This window comes from Streptomyces sp. SPB162 (assembly GCF_029504575.1).
Classification (GTDB): Bacteria; Actinomycetota; Actinomycetes; order Streptomycetales; family Streptomycetaceae; genus Actinacidiphila.
Genome location: NZ_JAQFII010000001.1, coordinates 2,646,773 through 2,663,264, shown reverse-complemented (window position 1 = coordinate 2,663,264; position 16,492 = coordinate 2,646,773). Strand labels below are relative to the sequence as shown.

Annotated in this window: 11 protein-coding genes, 2 tRNA genes and 1 pseudogene; 11 read left to right on the top strand and 3 right to left on the bottom strand. The window is 71.5% G+C overall.

The genetic code is table 11. The features are described from left to right. Positions 1–9 precede the first annotated feature (9 nt). The 4 genes from M2266_RS12235 (at position 10) to M2266_RS12220 (ending at position 3,161) form a co-directional block, all read left to right on the top strand. Entirely contained in the window at positions 10–1,758 is a 1,749-nt protein-coding gene (locus M2266_RS12235; RefSeq protein WP_277438229.1) for an LCP family protein, read from the top strand. Between the two features lie 151 nt (positions 1,759–1,909). Then, entirely contained in the window at positions 1,910–2,344 is a 435-nt protein-coding gene (rsfS, locus tag M2266_RS12230; protein ID WP_138353142.1) for a ribosome silencing factor, read from the top strand. Continuing rightward, positions 2,341–2,994, top strand: a complete 654-nt coding sequence (locus tag M2266_RS12225) for a histidine phosphatase family protein (RefSeq protein ID WP_277441169.1) — start codon at positions 2,341–2,343, stop codon at positions 2,992–2,994. Before rsfS ends, M2266_RS12225 begins: the two co-directional genes overlap by 4 nt. Before the next feature lie 94 nt (positions 2,995–3,088). Beyond that, a tRNA-Ala gene (locus M2266_RS12220) sits at positions 3,089–3,161 on the top strand. Between the two features lie 56 nt (positions 3,162–3,217). On the opposite strand, the gene M2266_RS12215 is transcribed toward M2266_RS12220, so the two are convergent. Then, entirely contained in the window at positions 3,218–4,150 is a 933-nt protein-coding gene (locus M2266_RS12215; RefSeq protein ID WP_277438228.1) for a helix-turn-helix transcriptional regulator, read from the bottom strand. Positions 4,151–4,346: 196 nt separating this feature from the next. Between M2266_RS12215 and M2266_RS12210 the strand changes: the two genes are divergently transcribed. Further along, positions 4,347–5,702, top strand: coding sequence for an MFS transporter (locus tag M2266_RS12210; protein WP_346780944.1), 1,356 nt, complete (start codon positions 4,347–4,349; stop codon positions 5,700–5,702). Positions 5,703–5,791: 89 nt separating this feature from the next. Here M2266_RS12210 and M2266_RS12205 read toward each other — a convergent pair. Next, positions 5,792–6,860: pseudogene (locus M2266_RS12205) on the bottom strand (alkene reductase). A gap of 90 nt (positions 6,861–6,950) precedes the next feature. Here M2266_RS12205 and M2266_RS12200 point away from each other — a divergent pair. Then, entirely contained in the window at positions 6,951–7,472 is a 522-nt protein-coding gene (locus M2266_RS12200) for a MarR family transcriptional regulator (protein WP_277438226.1), read from the top strand. 40 nt (positions 7,473–7,512) lie between these two features. Here M2266_RS12200 and M2266_RS12195 read toward each other — a convergent pair whose 3' ends face one another. Next, entirely contained in the window at positions 7,513–8,865 is a 1,353-nt protein-coding gene (locus M2266_RS12195) for a glycosyltransferase 87 family protein (RefSeq protein ID WP_277438225.1), read from the bottom strand. Positions 8,866–9,073: 208 nt separating this feature from the next. Here M2266_RS12195 and M2266_RS12190 point away from each other — a divergent pair. The 5 genes from M2266_RS12190 to M2266_RS12170 all read left to right on the top strand — a co-directional run bounded on the left by M2266_RS12190 (position 9,074) and on the right by M2266_RS12170 (position 16,459). After that, a tRNA-Ala gene (locus tag M2266_RS12190) sits at positions 9,074–9,146 on the top strand. 473 nt (positions 9,147–9,619) lie between these two features. Further along, positions 9,620–11,581: a S53 family peptidase gene (locus M2266_RS12185; RefSeq protein ID WP_277438224.1), complete on the top strand. Its 1,962-nt coding sequence runs from the start codon at positions 9,620–9,622 to the stop codon at positions 11,579–11,581. A 288-nt stretch (positions 11,582–11,869) separates the two neighbouring features. Next, positions 11,870–14,758 carry a leucine--tRNA ligase gene (gene leuS, locus M2266_RS12180; protein ID WP_277438223.1) on the top strand — a complete coding sequence of 963 codons (2,889 nt, stop codon included), beginning with the start codon at positions 11,870–11,872 and terminating at the stop codon, positions 14,756–14,758. Positions 14,759–14,956: 198 nt separating this feature from the next. After that, entirely contained in the window at positions 14,957–15,565 is a 609-nt protein-coding gene (locus M2266_RS12175; RefSeq protein ID WP_346780882.1) for a hypothetical protein, read from the top strand. Positions 15,566–15,613: 48 nt separating this feature from the next. After that, positions 15,614–16,459 carry a DegV family protein gene (locus M2266_RS12170; protein WP_277438222.1) on the top strand — a complete coding sequence of 282 codons (846 nt, stop codon included), beginning with the start codon at positions 15,614–15,616 and terminating at the stop codon, positions 16,457–16,459. Positions 16,460–16,492: the final 33 nt, after the last annotated feature.

Here is a 16,492-nt window from a genome sequence, read left to right as displayed (position 1 = left end):
GGGGTCCTCGTGGACGACGCAAACCCCCGTTGGCAATACGCCGAGGGAGATCCTGAGAACGGTCAGGACCCGTACACCCCGCAGGACCCGCCCGCGCCCCAGGACCCTTACTACCAGCAGCAGTACGGATACGACCCGTACGCACAGCAGCCGGAGCAGCGGCCCGGCCGGCAGCCCGCGCAGCAGCAGCGGCCCGTCCCACCGCAGCAGCAGCAGCCCGGGTACGCCGACCCGTACTACGCGGATCCGGCCCAGACGTACGACGGCCGGCAGCAGGGCTGGATCCCGCAGCAGCAGCCGTACCCGGACCCCCAGTACGCGCAGCCGCAGCCCCTGCAGCAGCCGTACCAGGAGGCGCCGCAGTACCAGCAGCCGCAGTACGGCGCGCCGGCCGCTCAGCCGTACTACGGGGAACCCGCCGCGCCGCCGGCCGCCCCGGTGCCCGCGCAGGCACCCGGGCCCGAGGCCGTACCGACGCCGCGGCGGCAGCCGGGGGAGGACTACCACACCGAGCAGTTCGCCTTCGTCGACGAGGACGACGAGGAGTCGGAAGAGGTCATCGACTGGCTGAAGTTCTCGGAGTCCCGCACCGAGCGCCGTGACGAGCGCAAGCGGCGCGGCCGCAAGCGCAAGATCGCACTCATCCTGCTCGTTGTGGTGGCGCTCGTCGGCGGCACCGGGTACCTCTGGAAGACCGGTCGGATCCCCGGCCTCGACGCCCCCGGCAAGAACACGGCGGCGTCGGGCGCGGGCGGCCAGAAGCGCGACGTGATCGTGGTGAACCTGCGGCCGGTGGACGGCTCGGAGTCCTCCACGGCGCTGCTGGTCGCCAACCAGACCACCGGCAAGGGCACCACGGTGCTGCTGCCGAACGCGCTCTCGCTCAGCACCGACGACGGCGGCGCGACCACGCTCGGCAAGCAGATCGACCAGGGCCAGGAGCCGACCCGGCAGGCGCTGAACACGTTGCTCGGTTCGGACATCAAGGGCAGTTGGCGGCTGGACACCCCGTATCTGGAGATCCTCGTCGAGTCCCTCGGCGGAGTCACCGTGGACACCGACACGGCGGTGAACGGGAAGCAGAAGGACGCGGGCAAGGTCCTGGTCAACCAGGGCAAGGCGCAGGAGCTGAACGGCCAGGCGGCCGTCGCGTACGCCACCCACCGCGGCACGGGCGAGGCACAGGCCAAGCAGCTCATCCGCTTCGGCCAGGTGATGCAGGCCGTCCTGACGAAGATGCCCGCCGACGCGGCCGCCGCGACGAAGACCGTCGAGGCGCTGAACTCGATCCCGGACCCCTCGCTGCCCGCCAACGCCCTGGGCGCCTCGCTGGCGCAGCTCGCGGACCAGGCCAAGAAGGGCTCCTACAGCACCGCGCTGCTGCCGGTGCAGCCGAACGGCACACTGAGCGAGCAGGCGACCGCGAGCGTCGTGAAGGACGTACTGGGCGGCACCGTCAAGAACGCCGGGGCCTCGGCCCAGGCCAGGGTGCTGATCAAGGACGCCTCCGGTGACAAGAAGGCGGCGGGCCTGGCCCAGGCCGCGATCCTGAACGGCGGCTCGTACACCTACGTGGCGGGCGGCACGGCGCCGAAGTCGCAGCCGGCCTCCGAGGTGCTCTACGCCGACGACGCCCGCAAGGCGGCGGCGGACGACGTGGCGAAGACCCTGGGGCTGCCGGCGGGCGCGGTGAAGAAGGGGACGGTCGCCGCCAATGCGGACATCACGGTCGTCCTCGGCAAGGATTACAAGGGCTGACATCGAGGGCTGACACCCCCTGAGCGGCGGGCCGGGACCGGCCGGGAGCCCGCTCAGGGGGCCTGACCAGGCCTGACGAATAACGGGTCGGGGGCTGTCCGTGGGGCGTGAGACCCTGGAGAGACACGCCCTCGACCCGAAAGCCTCACCTGTGACCGCCACTGACCACTCCATCGAGCTCATCAAGGCCGCCGCGCAGGCCGCCGCCGACAAGCTCGCGCACGACATCATCGCCTACGACGTCAGCGACGTCCTCTCCATCACCGACGCGTTCCTGGTGGCCTCGGCCCCGAACGACCGGCAGGTCAAGGGCATCGTCGACGGTATCGAAGAGGCGCTCCTCAAGGAGCTGGGCACCAAGCCGGTGCGCCGCGAGGGCGAGCGCGACGGCCGCTGGGTGCTGCTCGACTACATCGACATCGTGGTCCACGTGCAGCACTCCGAGGAGCGTGTCTTCTACGCCCTGGAGCGGCTCTGGAAGGACTGCCCCGAGATCGAGCTGCCCGCCGACGCCGTCGCCACCCGTGGCAAGGGCGAGGAGCACGCGAAGCTGTACGCCGCCGAGGCGGACGGAGACCTGAGCTGAACGGGCACACCACGGGCCGCGGCCGCCGCATCGTCCTCTGGCGGCACGGCCAGACCGAGTGGAACCTGGAGCAGCGCTTCCAGGGCAGTACCGACATCCCGCTGACCGCGGACGGTATCGCCCAGGCCCGGCGCGCGGCCAGGCTGCTCGGCGCCCTGGAACCGGCCGCGATCATCGCCTCCGACCTGCGGCGCGCCTCGGCGACGGCCGCCGAACTGGCCGCCGTGACCGGCCTCGGCGTGACCCACTACGAGGGGCTGCGCGAGACGTTCGCGGGGGACTGGCAGGGCCTGACCCACCAGGAGATCGTCGCGGCGCACGGCGAGCAGTACGCGGCCTGGAAGCGCGGCGAGCCGGTGCGGCGCGGCGGCGGTGAGCTGGAGACCGAGGTCGCGGACCGGGCGGCTCCCGTGGTGCTGGGCGAGGCCGACAAGCTGGCCGACGGCGCCACTCTCGTGGTGGTCAGCCACGGCGGGACGATCCGCACCACGATCGGCCGGCTGCTGGGGCTCGAATCGGGCAACTGGGAAGCCCTCGGCGGTCTGTCGAACTGCTGCTGGTCGGTGCTGGGCGAGGGCGCGCGCGGTTGGCGCCTGCTGGAGCACAACGCGGGCACACTGCCGGAACCGGTGCTCGGCGACGACAACTGATCCACTCCCCGGTGGATCACCGGGCGGATTTCGCATCTGCCCGGGAGACCGGTTAAGCTTCTTCTCGTTCCCAGCGCGAGCCGCTGGTAACGGCGGGGCTGTAGCTCAGTTGGTAGAGCGCTTGCATGGCATGCAAGAGGTCCGGAGTTCAATTCTCCGTAGCTCCACAATCAAGATCCCGTCCGATCACTGCGATCGGGCGGGATCTTTGCGTTGCCGCAGGTCAGTCGGTAGCCAGGACCGCCGCCCGGTGCGTGTCCCGCCGCCGGGCGTCCCGTTCCGCCACGATCTCCGAGACCTTGCGCCGGTGCACGGGGCAGCCGATCAGGGGGTCGGCCATGTCGCGCAGTCGCTTGATCCGCGCCCGGCTCGCGTCGTCGGCCGGGGTATAGACGACGATCCGGTGCTCGGTCATGCCGTCGATGGCCAGCGACACCGAGGTCATGTTGATCAGCCCGACCGACGCGTGCCGGAACACCTTGAGCCGTGGCCCCGGCGAGGCGACGTCGCCTCGCGCCCACATCTGCGCGAACTCCGGGCTCTCCCGGATCATGTGCGCGATGAAGGCCTCCCAGACCGGCTCCCCGACGTGCCGACCGTAGGCGGCCCGCAGCTGGCCGACCATGCGGGGCAGCTCCTCGTCACTGTTGAGCATCGACGAGCAGCAGTCCGGGGTGGTGAACAGCCTCAGCAGCACGTTCCGCTCCGAGCGCGGGACGAACGCGGTCGCGGGCCAGACGTCGCGGTAGGCGGCGTTGGAGGCGTGTACGTCGTAGCGCGCGCTGTAGACGACGGCGGGCAGCGGGTCCAGGGCGTCCAGGATGCCCTGGACCTCCTCGCCCACCACCTCCGCGTCGGAGGCGTCCTGGCGGACGAACGGGACGCCGGCCAGCCGGTAGAGGTGCTCCCGTTCGGTCACGTCGAGCTGCAGCACCCGGCCGACCGCGTCGAGCACCTGCACGCTCGCGTTGATCGGACGGCCCTGTTCCAGCCACGTGTACCAGGTGACCCCGACCCCGGCGAGCTGCGCGACCTCCTCGCGTCGCAGACCGGGAGTACGGCGCCGCAGACCCGGCGGCATGCCCACGTCCGCGGGGGTGATGCGGGCGCGGCGGCTGCGGAGGAAGGCGGCCAACTCGGTGCGGCGGTGGGGCATGCACCCCATCCTCCATCGGGCCGGGTCGGCTTGCCAGGTGCTGCCGGTACCCGTATCACAGGGCTCTCGTTACCAGTAGTGTGCCGCGTCCAGGCTGACGGGCATGACGAATTCCGTGCTTCCGATCGCCGTCACCGACAAGGAGTCCCTCCCCGGAGCCGTCCGGCGTCCGCGCAACGGCCTGCTGCTCGGCATCATCCTGACGGGCCAGTTCATGGCCCTGCTCGACGTCTTCATCGTGAACGTCGCCGCGCCCACCATCCGTACCGATCTGCACGCCTCGGGCGCGGGGTTGCAACTCATCGTGGCCGGCTACACGATCGCCTACGCGGTGCTGCTGATCACCGGCGCCCGGATCGGTGATCTGCTCGGCCACCGGCGGATCTTCCTGTCCGGGCTGGCCCTCTTCACGGCCTCGTCACTCGCCTGCGGGCTGGCGCAGTCCACCGGGCAACTGATCGGCTTCCGGTTCGTCCAGGGCGCCGGCTCGGCGCTGATGATCCCCCAGGTGCTCAGCCTGATCCAGCTGACGTTCACCGGCGAGGCCCGGTCGAAGGCGCTCAGCGTCTACGCGGCGGTGCTCGCCTCCGGCGCGGCGATCGGGCAGTCGCTCGGCGGGGTGCTGGTCAGCGCGGACCTGTTCGGCACCGGCTGGCGGCCGGTGTTCCTGGTGAACGTGCCGATCGGGCTGGTCATGCTGGTCGTCGCGCCGCGCGTGATCCCGGCGGTCGCCGGCGGCGGCCCCGAACGGCGCCGCGGCCTCGATCTTCCGGGGCTGCTCACGCTCGGCGCCGCGGTGACGCTGTTCACCGTGCCGCTGGTGCTCGGGCAGGAGGAGGGCTGGCCGCTGTGGGGCTGGGTATGCCTGGGTCTGAGCGTCGCCCTGTTCGGGCTGTTCACGGTGCTGGAGGCGCGGCTCGCCCGGCGCGGCGGCGCCCCGCTGGTCTCCGGGCGGGTGCTGCGGGCGCCGGGGATGGTGCGGGCGGCGACGATGATCGGCCTGGCCATGGCGGTCAACGCCGGCTTCCTGTTCAGCATCGCCCTGCATCTGCAGACCGGACTGGGGGACAGCGCGCTGCGCACCGGTCTCACCTTCGCCGTCGCTGCGGTGTTCTTCGGCGGGGTGGGCCTCAACTGGCGTCGTCTGCCGCAGCGTTGGCACCGGTGGCTGGCTCCGGCCGGATTCGCCGTCGCGGCCCTGTCGTTCGCGGGGCTCGCCCTGGCGCTGCGTGGCGGCGGACACGGCGGGTTCGCGCTCTTCGCCGGTCTGGCGGGGATCGGCGCCGGGCTGGGCGCGGCGTTCAGCCCGACCCTGACCCGGGCGCTGGGGAAGGTGGCCCCGCAGGACGCGGCGGACGCCAGCGGGCTGCTGGCCACCGTCACCCAACTCGGCATGCTGGTGGGCGTGGCCACCTTCGGCACCCTGTTCCTGAACCGCCTCGACATTGCGGGGCCGCACCCCGCGGCCCACGCCTTCGCGGTGACCGCGGCGGCGATGACCGTCATCGCGCTGGCCGGGGCGCTGTTGGGGCTGCGACGCGACCGGGCGTAGCGGGACACGTGGGGCGGAGCCGTCCATGAGCCCGTCTGGCTCCGCCCGCCGCCGTCCATGAGCCCGTCCGGCTCCGCCCGCCGCCGTGTTCAGACGAGCGCGGGATAGTCCGTGTAGCCGCGCTCGTCCCCGCCGAAGAACGTGGCCGAGTCGGGGGTGTTGTACGGTCCCCCGGTCGCGAGGCGGCGCGGCAGGTCGGGGTTGGCGAGGAACAGGGCGCCGTAGGAGATCAGGTCCGCGGCGCCGTCCTCGATCAGCGAGAGCGCCTCGGGCGGGGTGGGGGCGGCGTTCCGACCAGACGTTGAGGACGAGGGTGCCGGCGTACTGCTTGCGCAGCCGCAGCGTCAGCCCGCGGTCGGCCCCCTCGACCAGGTGCAGATAGGCCAGGCCGATCGGTTCGACCGCGCGCACCAGGGCGCTGTAGGCGGCCTCGGGGTCGGGTTCGACGATGTCGTTGTACGGGTTTCCGGGGGAGATCCGCAGGGCGGTGCGGTCCGCGCCGATCGCGTCGGCCACCGCGCGGGTCACCTCGACGGCGAACCGGATGCGGTCCTCGTCGCCACCGCCCCAGGCGTCGGTGCGGAGGTTGGTGTTGGGGGCCAGGAACTGGTGGACGAGGTAGCCGTTGGCGCCGTGGATCTCGACCCCGTCGAAGCCGGCCTCGATCGCGTTGCCGGCCGCCGTCGCGAAGTCGGCGATGGTGGCGCGGATCTCCGCGTCGTCCAGCTCGCGCGGCGCGATGAACTCCTTCGGCCCCTCATGGGTGTACACCACGCCCTCGGCGGCCACCGGTGAGGCGCCGACCGGGACGAGCCCGTCCGGCAGCAGGTCCGGGTGGCCGATCCGGCCGGCGTGCATCAGCTGGGCGAAGATCCTGCCCCCCGCCGCGTGCACGGCGTCGGTCACCGTCCGCCAGGCGGCGATCTGCTCCGCGCTGTGCAGCCCGGGGGTGTCGGGATAGCCCTGGCCCACGGCGCTGGGCTGGACGCCCTCGGTGATGATCAGTCCGGCGGAGGCGCGCTGGGCGTAGTACTCGGCCATGGTGGGCGTCGGGCTGGTGCCGGGGCCGTGGGCCCGGCTGCGGGTCATCGGCGCCATCGCTATGCGGTTGGGCAGCCGGATGCCGCCGAGGTCGATGGGGTCGAAGGCGTTGGGCATGAGGGTCTCCTCGGCAGTTAGGTGGTCGGCCAATCAATCCAACGGCGCCGAGGGGCCGCACATTCCTTGGCCGGCCAACATAATGGGTGGATGACCCCGACCAGTCGCCCCGAGGACCCCGAGGACCCCGTCTGTACGCCGTCGGCACCCTGCGGCGTCACCGACATCAGCCACGCGGTGTTCCGCACCGCCCGCGCCCACCGCATGGCCGCCGGCCGGCTGCTGCGCGGCGCCGGCCTCTACGCGGGGCAGGAGCTGCTCATGATGCGGCTGTGGGACGCGGGGCCCCAGCGGCAGGCGGAACTGATCAAGCTGCTGGAGCTCGACCCCTCGACGGTGACCAGGATGGTCCAGCGCCTCGAACAGTCCGGCCTGGTCACCCGACGCCCCGACCCCGACGACGGGCGCGCGGTCCTCGTCGAGGCGACCGGGGCGGGCCACGCGCTGCGCGCGCCCGTCGAGGACGCGTGGCGGCGACTGGAGGAGATCACCGTCGCGGGCCTCTCGGCGGACGAGCGCGGGGAACTGGCCCGGCTGCTGGCGCGGGTCGAGAGCAGCCTCTGCGACGCGGCCCCCGGTCCGGCGGAGGTCTGTGGAGACCTGAAGGCCTGAGACCTGAGGCAGGGATGGGATGGGTGGGATGGGCCGGCGGTCAGCGGTCGGCGTAGTCGTACGCGGCCAACCGCCGCGACGACAGCGTGGGGGTGGAACGCCGGCGGCGCGGATCGTTGCGGAAGGCCTGGAACGCCACCGCGCCCGTCACCGCGAGGAACGCGGCACCGGTCGCCGGATAGACGGCGGACAGGAGCATCTGACCGCCGTTCTGCCCCAGTTCGAACCGCGGGGCGCCGTGCGGGACCATCCACAGCATGAACGAGCAGAACAGCACCCCCGCCAGGGCCGCCCCCGCCGCCCACAACGGGTCCCGGCGGCGCAGCGCCTCGGTGCCGAGCAGGATCACCATCGGCACCCCCCACACCCAGTGGTGCGACCAGGAGATCGGACTGACCAGCAGCGCGGTCACCGCGCAGGCCAGCGTTGCCCACGCCACGTTGTAGGGGAGCCGGTCCCCGGCGAGCAGCGCCGCGACCGAGACGGCCAGGCCCGCGCAGCCGACGAGGGCGGCCGCCAGCAGCCAGCCGGCGCCCGGGTCGGCGGTGTGGAGGGCGCGGGCGAAGACACCGCGCAGCGACTGGTTGGCGGTGTCCTCGCCGTAGCCCACCCGGTCCGCCGCGAAGAGCATCTCGGTCCAGAACCGCCGGGAGTCGTGCGGCAGTGCCACCGCTGCCATCGCCACCGTCCCGACGAACGTTACGACAGCCACCGCAGCCCGCCGCAGGTGCGGGTTCCAGGGGTTGTGGCCACCGCGCAGGCGCCGCCAGCCCAGTGCCACCCCGGCCAGCGCCAGGAGCACCGCGAACAGCGCGGGCGTCAGCTTGACGCCCGCCGCGAGACCGGTCCCGAACCCGGCCCAGCGGTGGCCCGCGCGCCGTGTCAGGTCCCACAGCACCAGCACGGCCAGCAGCAGGTTGATCTGCCCGTACCGCAGGGTCGTCCACACCGGCTCGCACCACACCGCGACCGACGCGATGGCGAGTGTCACCGCGGCGGGCGGCAACTTGGTCGGCCGCCCGGTCAGCCGCAGCGACAGATGCACCAGCGCGATCAGCAGGCCCAGGTTCGCCACCGTCGCCGCCGCGCGCATCGCACCCACGCCGATCCACGTCAGCGGCATGAACATCAGCGCGGCGAACGGCGGATACGTGGTCGGGAGCTTCGCGTACGTGGCCCGCATCTCGTAGAGATCGCCGCCGCTGCGTGCGGTCGCGCCTTCGGCCCGGTAGACCATGAGGTCGATCATCGACACGTGGGAGGCGCGCTGCGCCAGCCAGAAGCCGACGAAGGACATCAGGCAGACCGTCGCCGCGAGCAGCGTCGGTCGCCGCAGAATGAACGTCCTGGCCGCGAGGGCGCGGGTGTCGGCGGTCAGCTGCGTCGCTGTCACAGTGCTCTTCTCCAGGGGTACTGGTGGGGGGCACGGGGCGCCGGTGAAGCTGGCACGGAATCCCGACAGTACCTGGCCGGAGCTCCGAAAGCAGGGGCACCGGGTGCCCCGGGCGAGCCCCGGGCACCGGGTAATCGATTTGGCGAAACACCCCCAGGGCCGTGTAATGTATGCCGAGTCGCCGGGGGAACCCGGCGGGGCACGACGCGGGGCTGTAGCTCAGTTGGTAGAGCGCTTGCATGGCATGCAAGAGGTCCGGAGTTCAATTCTCCGTAGCTCCACAGAGGGAATATCCCGTCCGATCTTCATGATCGGGCGGGATTTTTCCGTTGCGGGCGTTGCGGGCGTTGCGGGCGTTGCGGGCGTTGCGGGCGTTGCGGGCGTTGAGAGCCATGCGGGCTTCGCGGGCGATGAGACCGCTCAAGCGATCATGCGCACGGACGGCCCGCGGAGCCCGCGGGCAGCAGCGCCCGGTGGATCGGCGGGCGCCGGCGGGTCCCGCCGCGGCTTCGGGCAGTTCGCCGGCAACCTCCCCGGCCCGGCCGAGGGTTCCGCGCCGGGTGGCCGAAGGTTCCGCGCCGGGTGGCCGCCGCGCACGCCTCCTTACCGTTCACGGGCGCTTCCTTGGCCTGGTCTTGGCAATTGCATGCCCCTGACATGAGCTTTTCGGCGAAAGAGTGGCGCTCTGCGGTACGAGCCGTACGCATAGCGGCGACACCGTAATCGGCGTCAACTCGCTTCGCATGGGGGTTTCATGAGATTTGAGCGCAAAAGAACGCGTGCCGGGCTGGCGGTGGCAGCAGCGCTGCCGCTGATGGCCGGCGCGCTCGCGCTGGGCACACCTGCCGCACAGGCCGACCAACCGCACGGCAGGCAGCTGCTCACCGGCACCAAGCCGCTGTGGGCAACTGCCAAGGCGGACAAGGGAAGCACGGCGGACGCCAGCGGCGTCACCGCCCGTGTCTACCTGGCGGGCCGGGACGCGAAGGGCCTCACGGCCTATGCGACCGCGGTGTCCGACCCGAACTCGGCTTCCTACGGCAAGTATCTGACCGCGGCCCAGACGCAGGCGCGGTTCGGTGCGACGAAGGACCAGATAGCCGCGGTCACCGCATGGTTGAAGTCCTCGGGCCTCAAGGTGACCGGCACCACCCAGCACTACCTCACCGTGAGCGGTGACGTGGCGGCCGCGGAGAAGGCGTTCGGCACCCAGCTGCACAACTTCACCAAGGACGGCAAGACCTACCACGCCCCGGCGACGACGGCCTCCGCGCCGGCGACGCTGAACGGCGCGGTGCTCACGGTCGTCGGCCTGGACAACGCTCCCAAGGTCGCCAAGCACGACGAGGCGCTGCCGCCTCCCGGCGCGGTCTTCAAGAACGCCGGACCGTTCTCGAGCTACTACGGCTCGAACACCAACAAGAAGCTCCCCTCCGCCTACGGCACCAAGGCGCCTTACGCGATCAAGGGCTACACCGGCAAGGACCTGCGCGCCGCCTACGGTGCGAAGAGCTACACCGGTAAGAACGTCACGGTCGCGATCACGGACGCGTACGCCTCGCCGTACATCGTCCAGGACGCGAAGAAGTACGCCAAGGCGAACGGCGACCAGGCGTACCGCAAGGGTCAGCTCTCCCAGGTGCTGCCCGCCGACTACAACTCGACCGAGGCCTGCGACGCGGGTGGCTGGTACGGCGAGGAGACGCTCGACGTCGAGGCCGTGCACGCCGTGGCCCCCGACGCCGACATCGTCTACGTCGGTGGCGCGTCCTGCCAGGACAACGACCTGCTCGACGCCCTGAACAAGATCGTCGACGGCCGGCTGGCCGACATCGTCTCGAACTCGTGGGGCGACGTCGAGGCCAACGAGACGCCGGACGTGGCCGCGGCCTACGACCAGACCTTCCTGCAGGGTGCTGTCGAGGGCATCGGCTTCTACTTCTCCTCCGGTGACTCCGGCGACAACGTCGCCAAGACCGGCGTGAAGCAGGTCGACACCCCCGGAAACTCCCCCTGGGCCACCTCGGTCGGCGGCACCTCGCTGGCCGTCGGCAAGGGCGAGAAGTACACGTTCGAGACCGGCTGGGGCACCGAGAAGGCCCTGCTGTCGGCTGACGGCAACAGCTGGACGGGCTTCCCCGGCGCCTACACCTCGGGTGCGGGCGGCGGCACGAGCAAGCTCTACGCGCAGCCGTTCTACCAGCGCAACGTCGTTCCGGACTCGCTCGCCCTCGCCAACGGCGGCGGCCAGAAGCAGCGCGTCGAGCCGGACATCTCGGCGGTCGCCGACCCGAACACCGGCTTCCTGGTCGGTCAGACCCAGTCCCTCGCGGACGGGTCGCTGGCGTACAGCGAGTACCGGATCGGCGGCACCTCGCTCGCCGCCCCGGTGATCGCCGGCGTCCAGGCCCTCGTGCAGCAGGCGCGGCACGGGATCCCGGTCGGCTTCGCCAACCCGCTGATCTACGACCGGTACGCCACCTCGGCGTACCACGACGTCACGGACCACCCGCTGGGCCAGGGCCGTGACGAGGCGGTCGTCCGCGTCGACTACGTCAACGGCGTCGACGCGGCGGACGGCACGATCACGTCGCTGCGCAGCCTCGGCAAGGACGCGTCGCTGCACGCCACGGTCGGCTTCGACGACGTGACCGGCGTCGGCACCCCCGGTGCCGACTACGTGACCTCGTACCTGCCGAAGAAGAACCACCACTGACCAAGCGGTCGGTACACGCGCTGACCACTCGGTCCGCGCGGGCGCTGAGCGCCTGAGTCGGCGCAGGGGCCCGCACCGGGGCATTCCCGGTGCGGGCCCCTCGTGCGCTGCGGTAACCTGACCGCATGCGTGCCGTACGCCTTCTGCTTAGCAAGCCGCACTGACAACGATCCAGAGCGATCCGAGTCGGTGCGGCGGCCCCTCCTGTGCGAGGGGTTTTTTCGTTTCCGCAGGCAGGCAGCAGACGCGGCGTACGCCCGTCATGATCACGATGGAGCTTCGAGGACGATGAGCGAGACCACCGCCGCCACTGAGGCAGCCGAGCCGCACCGTACTGTGCCGACCTTCAAGTACACCGCCCAGCTGGCCGCCGACATCGAGGCCCGCTGGCAGGACTTCTGGGAAGCGTCGGGCACCTACGAGGCGCCGAACCCCAGGGGTGACCTGGCGGGCGACGCCGAGCTGGCCGCCAAGCCCAAGAAATTCATCATGGACATGTTCCCGTACCCCTCGGGTTCCGGACTGCACGTGGGCCACCCGCTGGGCTACATCGCCACCGACGTGTACGCCCGCCACCAGCGGATGACCGGCCACAACGTGCTGCACACCCTGGGCTTCGACTCCTTCGGGCTGCCCGCCGAGCAGCACGCGGTCGCCACCGGGACGCACCCGCGGATCTCCACCGAGGACGCGATCGAGAACATGCGGCGCCAGCTGCGCCGGCTGGGCCTGGGCCACGACATGCGCCGGTCGGTCGAGACGATCGACCCGGCGTACTACAAGTGGACCCAGTGGATCTTCCTGCAGATCTTCAACTCCTGGTACGACGAGGAGGCGGGCCGGGCCCGTCCGATCGACACCCTGGTCGAGCAGTTCGCCTCCGGCGCCCGCCCCACCCCCGACGGCCGTGCCTGGGACGCGTTGAGCCCCATCGAGCGTGCCGACCTGCTGGGTGAGTACCGGCTGGCGTACGCGTCGGAGTCGCGCGTCAACTGGTGCCCGGGTCTGGGCACCGTGCTGGCCAACGAGGAAGTCACCGCGGACGGCCGCTCCGAGCGCGGCAACTTCCCGGTCTTCAAGTCCAAGCTGCGCCAGTGGAACATGCGCATCACGGCCTACGCGGACCGGCTGATCGACGACCTGGAGCCGCTGGACTGGCCCGAGGCCATCAAGCTGCAGCAGCGCAACTGGATCGGGCGCTCCGAGGGCGCCCGGGTGGACTTCGCCGTCGGCGACGAGAAGATCACCGTCTTCACGACGCGCCAGGACACGCTGTTCGGCGCCACCTACATGGTGCTGGCTCCCGAGCACGAGCTGGTCGAGAGGATCGTCCCGGCCGCCTGGCCCGAGGGCACCCACGAGGTGTGGACCGACGGGCACGCCACGCCCGCCGAGGCCGTGGCGGCCTACCGCAAGATGGCCGCCGCCAAGTCCGACGTCGAGCGGCAGGCCGACGCCAAGGAGAAGACCGGCGTCTTCACCGGCGCGTACGCGGTAAACCCGGTCAGCGGCGACAAGGTCCCGGTCTTCATCGCCGACTACGTGCTGATGGGCTACGGCACCGGCGCGATCATGGCGGTCCCCGCGCACGACAGCCGCGACTTCGCCTTCGCCCGAGCCTTCGAGCTGCCGATGCGCTGCGTCGTCCAGCCCGGCGACGGCCGCGGCACCGACCCCACGACGTGGGACGAGGCCTTCGCCTCGTACGACGCGAAGTTGGTCAACTCGGCCAACGACGAGTTCTCGCTGGACGGCCTGGGCGTCGCCGACGCCAAGGCGCGGATCACCGAGTGGCTGACCGGCCGCGGCATCGGCGAGGCGACCGTCAACTTCCGGCTGCGCGACTGGCTGTTCAGCCGGCAGCGCTACTGGGGCGAGCCCTTCCCGATCGTCTACGACGAGGACGGCGTCGCCCACCCGCTGCCCGAGTCGATGCTGCCGCTGGAGCTGCCGGAGGTCGACGACTACTCGCCGCGCACCTTCGACCCGGAGGATGCGGACACCCAGCCGGAGACCCCGCTGTCCCGCAACGAGGACTGGGTCGACGTCGAGCTGGACCTGGGCGACGGCCGGGGCGTGCGGCGCTACCGCCGCGAGACCAACACCATGCCCAACTGGGCCGGCTCCTGCTGGTACGAGCTGCGCTACCTGGACCCGAACAACAGCGAGCGGCTGGTCGACCCCGAGATCGAGCAGTACTGGATGGGCCCGCGCGAGGGCCGGCCGCACGGCGGCGTCGACCTGTACGTCGGCGGCGCGGAGCACGCCGTGCTGCACCTGCTGTACGCGCGCTTCTGGTCCAAGGTGCTCTTCGACCTGGGGCAGATCTCGTCCTCCGAGCCGTTCCACAAGCTGTACAACCAGGGCATGATCCAGGCGTTCGTCTACCGGGACAAGCGCGGATTCCCGGTGCCGGCGGCCGAGGTCGAGGAGCGCGACGGCGGATACTTCCACGAGGGCGAGCCCGTCAGCCGCGTGCTGGGCAAGATGGGCAAGTCCCTGAAGAACGCCGTCACCCCGGACGAGATCTGCGCCGAGTACGGCGCGGACACCCTGCGCCTGTACGAGATGGCGATGGGCCCGCTGGACGTCTCGCGCCCCTGGGACACCCGCGCGGTCGTCGGCCAGTACCGCCTGCTGCAGCGGCTGTGGCGCAACGTCGTCGACGAGGAGACCGGTGAGGTCACCGTCTCCGACGCCGAGCCCGACGAGGCGACGCTGCGCGCGCTGCACAAGGCGATCGACGGCGTCGGCCAGGATCTGGCGGGACTGCGCTTCAACACCGCCATCGCCAAGGTCACGGAGCTGAACAACTTCCTGACCAAGGCGGGCGGCCCGGTGCCGCGCGCGGTCGCGGAGCCGCTGGTGCTGCTGGTCGCGCCGCTGGCCCCGCACATCGCCGAGGAGCTGTGGCGCCGGCTGGGCCACGACGGCTCGCTGGTCCACGCGCCGTTCCCGGTCGCGGACCCCGCGCTGGTGCAGGACGAGGCCGTGATCTGCGTCGTGCAGATCAAGGGCAAGGTCAAGGCCCGTCTGGAGGTGTCGCCGTCGATCTCCGACGCCGAGCTGGAGGCGCTGGCGCTGGCCGATGAGGGCGTGGTCGCGGCGCTGGGCGGGGCGGCGGTGCGCAAGGTGATCGTGCGGGCACCGAAGCTGGTCAACATCGTCACCGGCTGAGTACCGGCTGCTGAGGACTGGCTGCTGAGTACCGGCTGGGCGCCGGTGAGTGCCGCGCGTAGCGCCGGCCGAGTACCCAGGGGTTTCCCTTACGGGCGGATTGGGGGTTCTGATCGAACCACCGATCCGCCCGGTGCGTTTACCGTAGACGGTGCGGGCCATACCGCTGCCCGCGCCCGTTCGACCGGAGGAGCACCCGTGGATATCGCCGTCGTTGTGCTGCTGCTGCTCTTCGCGTCGTTCGTGGCGGTGGGCGCCGTCGCCACCGTGCGGACCGTGCGAGCGGTGAAGCGGGGCGTGGAGCGCGGGAGCGCACAGGCCCGCCGGGTGGTCGAGGACACCGCGCTCAAGGCCCGCCGCTACACGCTGATGGGGGCGGCCGGCGAGCTCGCGCAGCTCCGGCTGGCCCTGCGTACCTCCATCGACAGCACCTACCGGGCACTCGACGCCGGCTCCGCCGAGGATGCCTCGCTGTCCGAGGCGGCCTCCCTGCTCGCCCGGCTCAACGACCACGCGCGCGTGCTGGACACCGAGCTGAAGGTGCTGGAGCGCGAGCCGGACAAGGGGCGGATCGCCGACCGGCTGCCGTCGCTGGCCGAGCGTACCGAGCGGATCACCCATTCCGCGGACGCGCTGCGCTGGGCCGCGCAGGACCGGGCGCGGCAGTTCGCGGACGACGATCTGACATCGCTGGCGCAGCAGATCGACATCGAGGCGGGCGCGCTGCGGCACTGGGCGCCGACCACGCTTCCGACCGGTGGTTCCTCGGCCTCCATCGGCGACCAGAAGCGCATCAGCCGATCTTGACCCGGGCCGCACTGTCGCCACGCCCGGGCCCCGGGTAACCTCCCGCACATGTCCCCGCATGTCGCTATCGTCACGGATTCCACTGCCTACCTGTCGCAGGAGGCTTTGGCCCGGCACAGCATCACCGTCGTTCCGCTGACCGTGGTGATCGGCGACGAGGCGTTCGAAGAGGGGACGGAGATCTCCGCCCAGGCGGTCGCCAGGGCCCTGCAGCGCAGGCGTTCGGTGACCACCTCACGGCCCGGTCCTGCGGAGTTCGCCGCCTGCTACCGGGCCGCGGCGGACGCGGGGGCCGACCAGGTCGTCTCCCTCCACCTGTCCGCCGAGTTCTCCGGCACCTATGACGCGGCGCTGGTCGCCGCGCGCGACGCGCCCGTGCCCGTACGGGTCGTCGACACCGGCATGGTCGCGATGGCGCTCGGTTTCACGGTCCTGGCGGCGGCCGAGACCGCCGGGTCCGGGGGGACGGCCGACGAGGTCGTCGCCGCCGCGGAGAAGCGCGCCGCGGACACCCTGGCGTTCTTCTACGTGGACACCCTGGACTATCTGCGGCGGGGCGGCCGGATCGGAGCGGCGCAGGCGCTGTTCGGGTCGGCGCTGGCGGTCAAGCCGATCCTGCAGCTGGTCGACGGCAGGATCGAGCCGCTGGAGAAGGTCCGTACGGCCTCCCGGGCGATCACGCGGCTGGAGGAGATCGTCGTCGAGCGGGCGGGTGGCCGGCGGGTGGCCATCGCGGTCCATCACCTGGCCGCCGCCGACCGCGCCGCGGCGCTGGCGGAACGGCTGCGGGAGCGGGTGCCGGGGCTGGACGAGCTGGTGGTGGGCGAGGTGGGCGCGGTGATCGGAGCGCACGCCGGGCCGGGGCTGCTCGGAGCGGTGATCTCACCGCGTTGAGTGAGTGGGTTGTCCACAGGCTGTGGGTTATCC

Bases quoted from the DNA above. Each gene is read 5' to 3' on its own strand.
- M2266_RS12185 (WP_277438224.1), top strand. From the start codon at position 9,620: ATGAGATTTGAGCGCAAAAGAACGCGTGCCGGGCTGGCGGTGGCAGCA.
- M2266_RS12170 (WP_277438222.1), top strand. From the start codon at position 15,614: ATGTCCCCGCATGTCGCTATCGTCACGGATTCCACTGCCTACCTGTCG.
- M2266_RS12200 (WP_277438226.1), top strand. From the start codon at position 6,951: ATGACCCCGACCAGTCGCCCCGAGGACCCCGAGGACCCCGTCTGTACG.
- M2266_RS12215 (WP_277438228.1), bottom strand. From the start codon at position 4,150: ATGCCCCACCGCCGCACCGAGTTGGCCGCCTTCCTCCGCAGCCGCCGC.
- leuS (WP_277438223.1), top strand. From the start codon at position 11,870: ATGAGCGAGACCACCGCCGCCACTGAGGCAGCCGAGCCGCACCGTACT.